We start from the raw sequence: 6,351 nt of genomic DNA, 5'->3' as shown, positions 1-6,351 counted from the left end.
CGACGGCGCGCAGGCCGAGGGGCAGCGGCTCGTCGAGGAGCGGGCGGACGGCCAGCCGGGCCCGGCGGCGGTCGCCGACGGCGGTGGTGCCGTTGCGTGCGTCGAAGGAGGTGGCGAGGGGTCCGGCCTCGGCGCGGACGTGGGCGAGGAGCGCGGCGGCCGTCCAGTCGCGGCCGGGCGGGCCGGCGACGGCGGTGTCGCCGTGGTCGTCCTCGACGAGGCGGGCGAGGAGCACCTCGGCGCCGGTGAGGAAGCCCAGGTGGTCGAGCGGGGCGCCCTTGGCCTCGAAGAGCGGCCGGTTCTCGGCGAGGATCTCCAGGCCGCGGCCCTCGTTGCGGGACAGGGCGCAGAACTCCAGGTGCAGTCCGACCTCGGCCTGCGTGCCGGTGTTGCCGCGGACCTTGCGGTAGCCGGTGAGGTGGTGGGAGCGGGCCTCGTCCGTGCGGCCGGTGCGCAGCAGCGGGAGCAGCGCGCGGGCCTGGCTCATCTGCGGTTCCTCGCTGCAGACCTGCCCGCCGTCGAGGACGGGGCGCCAGCTGTCGAGGGCCGCGGTGTCGTCGCCCTCGGCGACGTGGTGCCAAGCGTGGTGCCGGGTCTCGCACGCCTCGCAGTCGCTGAGGTCGGTGCGGGGCCGGGTGGCCCAGAGGTCGTACGCGTCGGCGACGCCGGTGCCGGTGTGGTGGGCCAGGTGGTAGCGCATGGCGGCGACGGGCTGGACGCCGTGGCCGGCGGCCTCGTACCGGTCGCGCATCTGGTCGAGCCAGCCGCTGATCGCCGTCAGGGGCATCTCGGGGACCTGGAGGAGGGAGGTCGTCACCCACTTGAAGCGCCAGAAGACCTGGTGGGCCTCGTAGGGGCTGAAGGATTCGGGGGTGGAGTCCCACAGCTTGAGGATGCGGGCGAAGGCGACGGGCGACTTGCGCTGCTCGCCGGTGAACTCGTACGCCGTCATGAGTTCGAGGAGCGCGGTGACGAGCACGTCGGGCTTCTCGAAGACCTCGGCGGCCTCGACGAGTTCCTCGGCGGTGATGGTGCGCGGCAGTCCGTGGGGGCGCTCGTGGTTCTCGCGGAGCGCCTCGACGACGGCCTCGGGAGTGTCCAGCATCTCTACAGTTCCTTCCGGGGCTCGGAGCCGGGGGCCGAGTCGGGGCCGGCCGTGCCGGGATGGTGCATGGCGTGGGTGAGCAGGCCCATGAAGGCCCGGTTGAGGAGGGCGCTCTCGCTCGCGCGCAGCGGTCGGCGGCTGAGCAGCAGCGCCTGGCCGTAGAGGGCCTCGGCGGTGGTGACGGCGAGGCCGCGTTCGCCGATGGTGAGGGCCTGGCGGACCAGCGGGTTGAGGTGGTTGAGGACGAGCTGGGCGCGCGGGGTCTCGTCGCGCAGCGAGCCGAGGATGTCGGCCCACAGGCCGTCGCTGTCGGCGGCGAGGCCCGAACGGGTCCGCTCGTGCCGGGCGTCGCGGTTGTCGAGGAGCAGCGCGGGGGCGGTGACCGGCTGGAAGTCGCGCAGGACGACGTCGCAGTCGTGGACGCCGATCGTCTCGCGGGCGACCGCGAGGAACGCGGCGGCGCGCAGTTCCGCGCCTGGGTCGACGGCGTCGAGGTGGGCGGTGACGGTGGCCGTGTCGAGGTCGGTGACGGCGGTCCCGGGGCGGATCTCGGGCAGCCGGTGGACGAGGTCGCGGTCGTAGGTGTAGCCGCCGTTGACGACGCCGAGTCCGGCGGCGGAGGCGATCGGCGCGACCTGGCGGAACTCCTCGACGCTGCGCGTCACGAGGAGCGTGCGGTGGGTCCGCGCGAACTCCTCCAGGGTGACGTTGCCGTCGGTGGTCTCGAAGGGCAGCCAGGGCAGCACGATGCGCAGCAGCTCGTCGTCGTAGCGGGCGAGCGCCTTGACCGCGAGGTGGTGGGTGTCGATGAAGCGGTGGAGGAGCGCGGGGTCGCTGGCGGCGAGGCCGATGAGCCAGTCGCGGATCCGGTCGCCGAGGGCGTCGCGTACGGCGGACAGGGTGCCGTCCTCGTACAGCGACTCGCGCGAGGCCGTCGGGCGGAGGCTGGTGGTGTCGACGACGCAGCGCACGAAGAACGCCCACTCGGGGAGCAGTTCGGGGGCCTGGTCGGTGAGCAGCATGCCCTTGAGGTGGACGCGGTGTCCGGCGCGCTGCGCCGGGCTCACGGCGGTCGGCAGGACGTAGGCGACCCCCCGCAGTCCGGCGGCCGGCAGGTCCAGCTCGATGGTGTCGAGCGGGGTGAAGTCGAAGAGTTCGCGGCAGTAGGTGGTGTTGGCCTCGCGGCGGGCCAGCGGGGAGCGGTGGGTCCGCTCCCACGGCGGCGCGTCGTTGACGCGGTGGGTCTCGCCCCGCGTGTCGACGACGGTGACCTCGTGGCGCAGCAGTCCGCCGTAGTGCCGGGCGAGGGAGACGACGCGCTGGGGGCTGGTCCATTCGGCGTTGTCGGCGCGCGGGACGAGCCGCACCGTGGTGCCGGGCTCGGGGAGGGTCGCGGACGGCAGGGTGCGGATGGTGTAGCGGCCGTCGGAGTGGCCGCGCCATTCGACGGTGGGCGCGGCCGGGTCGGCGGCGGAGCGGCTGAGCACGGTGATCTCGTCGGCGACGACGAAGCAGGCGAGCAGGCCGATGCCGAACTGCCCGATGAACTCGCCGCGTGCCGCGTCGAGTCCCGCCCCGTCCAGTGCCCCGTCGGCGGTCCGCTTGGAGCTGCGGCCGATCGTGGCGAGGAAGCGGTGCACGTCGGCTTCGGACAGGCCGATGCCGGTGTCCGTGACGGTCAGCGTGTCCCCCGTGCGCACGGTGATGGTGCCGGGCGCGCCGGGGGTGAGGGCCTGCCGGTCGGTGAAGGCGTCGACGGCGTTCTGGAGGAGTTCGCGCAGGTAGACGCGGGGGCTGGAGTAGAGGTGGTGGGAGAGCAGGTCGACCAGGCCGCGGAGGTCCACCTGGAAGGTGTGGGCGGTCTCGGCGGCCGGGGTGGTCGGGGAGGTCCTGGGAGTCTCGGGGTGGGACACCTGGCGCGGTCCTTCGGGGTGCGCGCCCGGGCGCTCGGCGGCGCGGGCGGGGATGCGGGCTGGTGGGTACTGGGGATGGGGGTGAGGGTGAACGTAAGGGTGGGGGTGAGGGCGGGCCGGGAGGGTGCGGGCCGGGTGGTGGAGCCGGTAGGCAGGTCGAGCGGGTACGCGTACCGGCCACCGGCCCGGTGCCGGGTCGGGCAGCGGGGCGGCGGGTCGAGGCATACGAGGCGTGCGGCGGCCGGGCCCGTTCCGTTCCGGCCGGCGCCCCCGCTTCCTCTGTCCCCGCCCCCGCCGCCGCCTTCGCCTCAGCGTCCGGCGGCGGAGCGGTGCTTGCTGAAGGCCTTGGCCGGGTCGTCGCCGTCCAGGTAGTACCAAGGGGACTCGGTGACCCGCCCCTCCGTGGCCTGGAAGCACTCCCGGGCGGCCCGGTGGTCGCCGGCCAGCGAGAAGGCCATGGCGAAGGCGTTGAGGGCCTGGAGCCCGCCGCGGCCGACCGTGAAGTCCCGGTGGCGGATCGAGTGGTCGGCCGCTTCGTGCAGGGAGGCGATGACCTGGGGCTGTCCGATGTAGCGGGCGTCGGGTCCGGAGTCGAGGGCGAGCCAGTGCTCCAGGTGGGCGTGGGCGACGAGCTGGCCCAGGGGCGTCCCTCCGGGCGCGCCGAAGGCGGCGGTCCTGGCGAAGGCGTGCATCTCCTCGTGGGAGCCGCTCCACTTCTCGCAGACCTGCTGCAACTGCTGCTGGTGCGCCCCCAGGTGGTGCGGGTCCCGGCGCACGGTCGCCTCGAAACGGCGGCGGGCCACGTCCTGCCCGACCTGGAGGCCGCGCCCGGTGATCTGGAGGCCGTACCAGGGTGAGGTCCACCCGGGCTCGCTCTCGGCCACCTCGTACAACCAGGTCTCGGCCGTGTCCAGCCGCTCGTGGAACACCCGGAACTGCTCGCGGGAGACGTGGCGGGCGCTGGCGGCCGTCCTCGCCTCCCAGGCCCAGCCGATGTGCCGGACGGCCGCGACGAGGCGCGGCAGCGGGGCCCCGGGCTCCGCCGCCACGACGTCGGCGATCCACCGCTCCGTCCCGGCGACGTCTCCGGCGGCCCAGAGGAGGCCGGTGCGGTCCTCGCTCTCGGGCCGCGCGTCGAGCACGTCCCGTACGGTCGCCCCGTCGGCGGCCTCGGCGGCCTCGCGGACGCGTCGGACGTCCGGGTCCCCCGCGCCCTCGTCGATGCGTGCGACGGGCCGGCCCGTCCATCTTCCCAGCGTGTTCCCCAGGTCCCGGAGCAACGCCATCTCCCCACCCCTTGCTCTGTTCGCACGGGGTGGCTGATGATCGTCCCGCCCCGTGGATGTAGTGACTATCACGCGCGACCGACAATCGCACCCCTGTATGGGCCCGCAGGTCAGGTCGGTCGCACCGCCCGGGCGCGGATTCCGGGACGGCACCCGGTCGCACCGCCCGGGCGCGGATTCCGGGACGGCACCCGGCGGAGAAGGGGAGGACGGCCGCATGCGTGTGGTGCTGTCGGCGTACGGGGCGCGCGGGAGCGTGGAGCCGATGGCCGCGCTCGCGGTGCGCCTGCGCGAGAGGGGCGCGGAGGTGCGGGTGTGCGCGCCACCGGACGAGGAGTTCACCGAGCTGCTGGCCGCGTGCGGCGTGCCGTCGGTGCCGGCCGGCGCGCCGGTGCGTCCGCTGGTGACGACCGTGGAGCCCGGATCCGCCGCGGGTCTGGCCCAGCGGGCGGCCGATCTGATGGGTGCGCAGTTCGGGCCGGTCGCCGAGGCGGCCGAGGGGTGCGACGCGCTGGTGGCGACGGGACCGCTGCCCGTCACGGCGGCGGCGCGGTCGGTCGCCGACCGGCTCGGCGTCCGCGACGTGTACGCCACGCACACGCCGGTGGTCCTCCCCGCCCCGCACCAGCCGCCGCCCGGCCGGCGGGGCCGGCCGCTGCCGCCGGACGTGCGGAACAACGCCGAGCTGTGGGACCTCGACGCCCGCCTCGCGAACGACATGTTCGGCGCCATGCTCGGCGCGTTCAGGGACTCCGCCGGCCTCCCCCCGGTGGACGACGTCCGCGGCTACGCCTTCACCGACCGCCCCTGGCTGTCCGCCGACCCGGTCCTGAGTCCCTGGCCGCCGACGGGCCTCGGCGTCGTCCAGACCGGTGCGTGGTTCCGCCCGCGCGCCGCCGTCCGTCCGCTCCCTCCGGAGGTGGCGGCCTTCCTGGAGGCGGGCCCGCCACCCGTGTACGTGGGCTTCGGCAGCACGCCGCTCGGTACGGCGGCGCCCGGCATCGTCCGGGCGGCCGTCGAGGCGGTCCGCGCGCGGGGGCGTCGCGTGATCGTCGCCCGGGGCTGGGCGGGCCTGGATCCGACCGACGGCGGGGACGACTGCCTGACGGTCGGCGAGACCGACCACCAGGCGCTGTTCGCCCGCGTGGCCGCCGTCATGCACCACGGCGGCGCCGGCACCACGGCCGCGGCCGCCCGCGCCGGCGCGCCGCAAGTGGTAGTGGCCCGGAGCGGGGACCAGCCGTACTGGGCCGGGAGGGTCGCCGCCCTGGGAATCGGCACGGCCCACGACAACCATGCGCCGACACCCGCGTCCCTGGCGGCCGCGCTCGCCCCGGCCCTGCGCCCCGAGACCCGCTCCCGGGCGGAGGCCCTACGGGACACGGTGCGCCGCGACGGAGCGGCGAAGGCGGCCCGGCTCCTGAACGAGACCGCCGGCCGGTGACGGCGCCCGCCGTGGCGCCGCCGCGTTTCCGCTACCTGGCCCCGCCCGCTCGGCGACCCCGCCGACGACGCACACCGCTCAGGTCACGCCCGGAGCACTGAGGGCCCTGCCGGGCATGCCGGGTTTGACGCTCGTACAACCCTTTGGCTCGAACGGGAGTCTGACCGGTCGGCGCCTGCCGCGACGGGCGTCGACCCGATCTTCCAGGAGGAACCTTTGATCTCCGCCAGCATGAGCCGTCGGGGTGTCTCCGCCGCGATCACCACCGTCCTCGCCGTCACGCTCGACGCGGGCGTCCTGACCGTCCCGGCCGCAGCCGCTCCGCTGCCCGCGGCCGAGGCGGGGACGGCGACGGCGCCCGTCGTGTACTCGGCGGGCAACTACCGCCCCGTGGCAGTGGGGAAGACTGGCTTCCTGCTTTCCGCGAGAGTGGACGGCAAGTACGTACTCCAGTGGACCCGGTTCGCGGACGGATCGGTCACCACGATCGACGCGCCGGTGGGCGACTCCACCGGCACTGACGTGATCATGACCGGGCGGGGGACGTCCCCTGCCCGGTCCCTGGTCCTGCAGCTGCGCGACATGGCCCCCGGTGGCGGCACC

General features: G+C 75.2%; 3 protein-coding genes and 2 pseudogenes. 2 read left to right on the top strand and 3 right to left on the bottom strand.

The window, feature by feature from the left end:
- The 3 genes and pseudogenes from IE321_RS40055 to IE321_RS40045 all read right to left on the bottom strand — a co-directional run.
- Positions 1–1,105: pseudogene (locus tag IE321_RS40055) on the bottom strand (hypothetical protein); the annotation flags it as partial.
- Between the two features lie 2 nt (positions 1,106–1,107).
- On the bottom strand, positions 1,108–3,018 hold the full coding sequence (locus tag IE321_RS40050; RefSeq protein ID WP_190226564.1) for an HSP90 family protein: 1,911 nt from the start codon (positions 3,016–3,018) through the stop codon (positions 1,108–1,110).
- A gap of 308 nt (positions 3,019–3,326) precedes the next feature.
- Entirely contained in the window at positions 3,327–4,304 is a 978-nt protein-coding gene (locus IE321_RS40045; protein WP_229916807.1) for a hypothetical protein, read from the bottom strand.
- 217 nt (positions 4,305–4,521) lie between these two features.
- Between IE321_RS40045 and IE321_RS40040 the strand changes: the two genes are divergently transcribed.
- Both IE321_RS40040 and IE321_RS40035 read left to right on the top strand, forming a co-directional pair.
- On the top strand, positions 4,522–5,748 hold the full coding sequence (locus IE321_RS40040; protein ID WP_190226563.1) for a glycosyltransferase: 1,227 nt from the start codon (positions 4,522–4,524) through the stop codon (positions 5,746–5,748).
- 231 nt (positions 5,749–5,979) lie between these two features.
- Positions 5,980–6,351, top strand: a pseudogene (locus tag IE321_RS40035) (hypothetical protein); the annotation flags it as partial.

The sequence above is a fragment of the Streptomyces hydrogenans genome, assembly GCF_014656075.1.
GTDB classification, from domain to species: domain Bacteria; phylum Actinomycetota; class Actinomycetes; order Streptomycetales; family Streptomycetaceae; genus Streptomyces; species Streptomyces hydrogenans.
This window is presented reverse-complemented; position numbering and strand designations above follow the sequence as displayed.

Bases quoted from the DNA above. Each gene is read 5' to 3' on its own strand.
- IE321_RS40040 (WP_190226563.1), top strand. From the start codon at position 4,522: ATGCGTGTGGTGCTGTCGGCGTACGGGGCGCGCGGGAGCGTGGAGCCG.
- IE321_RS40045 (WP_229916807.1), bottom strand. From the start codon at position 4,304: ATGGCGTTGCTCCGGGACCTGGGGAACACGCTGGGAAGATGGACGGGC.